The organism is Burkholderia sp. Ac-20384 (genome assembly GCF_017104605.1).
Taxonomy (GTDB): Bacteria; Pseudomonadota; Gammaproteobacteria; order Burkholderiales; family Burkholderiaceae; genus Burkholderia; species Burkholderia lata.
The window spans coordinates 1-1,236 of sequence record NZ_JAAGPE010000671.1; the positions used below are offsets into that span (position 1 = coordinate 1).

At 68.4% G+C, this 1,236-nt stretch carries 1 protein-coding gene, 2 pseudogenes and 1 riboswitch; of the genes and pseudogenes, 2 read left to right on the forward strand and 1 reads right to left on the reverse strand.

Translation table 11 applies throughout. From position 1 onward, the window contains the following. Positions 1 to 206: pseudogene (locus G3O00_RS43815) on the reverse strand (precorrin-3B synthase); the annotation flags it as partial. Between the two features lie 106 nt (positions 207 to 312). Beyond that, positions 313 to 504: riboswitch (cobalamin riboswitch) on the reverse strand. Between the two features lie 37 nt (positions 505 to 541). On the opposite strand from G3O00_RS43815, the gene G3O00_RS42745 reads away from it, so the two are divergent. Then, on the forward strand, positions 542 to 943 hold the full coding sequence (locus tag G3O00_RS42745) for a hypothetical protein (RefSeq protein WP_206146602.1): 402 nt from the start codon (positions 542 to 544) through the stop codon (positions 941 to 943). A gap of 114 nt (positions 944 to 1,057) precedes the next feature. Then, positions 1,058 to 1,236, forward strand: a pseudogene (locus G3O00_RS44055) (bifunctional cobalt-precorrin-7 (C(5))-methyltransferase/cobalt-precorrin-6B (C(15))-methyltransferase); the annotation flags it as partial.

A 1,236-nucleotide genomic window follows, 5' to 3' on the forward strand; every position in this document is an offset into this window, starting at 1 on the left:
TTGCTCTTCCGATCTGGGTTACGCCAACCCCGGCCGCGTAACCGATATGGAGCAAACATGACACCTGACAATCTGACGCCGCCCATCATTGCAATCGCACGGGCCTGGCGCGCGTCGAGCCGGCCGCCCGGCAGCTTGATCCGGCACAGCCCGCCGTCGGCGGCCGTGACCACGCGCACGAGCCCCGGGCAGGCCGACGGGCGCACGACGGGCGACGCAGGAATCGAAACGGGGGCGGAACTCAACGGGGTACCGGGGCAGTGTCGCGCCGCGGCCAACGCATCGGTACACCCCGCCCGACGCCGACTGGCACGCACGCACTTTCAGGCCGGCAGGTCTCCTGGCTGACAGGTCGGCGCCGGCTCCCGGCCTTCCCGGTGGAACCAGTGGCATGAGGGGGAGATCGGCTCGCTGTCTACAGTTGCGGGGGCAGCCACAGCGGCGCGTAGCGCGCCCTGTGTTCCCTCTTCGGCCCCGAGGGGCACCGGCGAACGAACGGCCGTAGGATACCCGATTTTCGCGAGGATCCGGCATTGTCGATATGCCGCGCAACCGCATCGCAGAACGGCCGCAGCCGGTTTTTCGCTATCTCGCAAATGGTACGATTGGCGGCTCGACATCAGATCGGCGACCGCCGGAATCCGCGATGAAACTCGGCAGGACGGAGCTGTTCGGCATGGGCATCGCACTGGGCCTGCTGGCCATCCCGGCCTGGATGCTGCTCGCGTGCATACTGATCCCGCTTGCACCGTCGGCCGAGTGGCCGAAGAATGTCGGGCTCGCCGGCCTCGGCATGCCGATCGTGGCGGGTGGCACGTTCCTGTACAGGAAAATCGGTGCGCGGCCGCTCATGTGGCTGCTGCTCGGCTGGCTGCTGATCGCGTCGATCGGCGGCATGTATCTGGGCTTGCTGGTCTTGATTGGCCCGGTGACGCGCGGCTGACGTCGTCGCGGTATCGCGCCGGTCACGCTCGGCACATCAACGAATCAACGCGCGGCAGCCCGGCCGCCGCGCATCGCAACAAACGGTAGGGAATCGAACGATGGGGAAGGGTGCATGACGGCGTGGCTGACAGTAGTAGGCATCGGCGACGACGGTTACGCGGGGCTCGGACGCAGCGCGCGGCGCGCGCTGCTCGACGCGACGCTCGTCGTCGGCGCGAAGCGGCATCTCGACATGCTGCCCGCGCGGCTGCCGGCCGCGCGCCAAACCTGGCCGTCGCCGTTCGTCCGCGC

Coding starts and splice junctions, on each gene's coding strand:
- G3O00_RS42745 (WP_206146602.1), top strand. CDS start 542: ATGCCGCGCAACCGCATCGCAGAACGGCCGCAGCCGGTTTTTCGCTAT.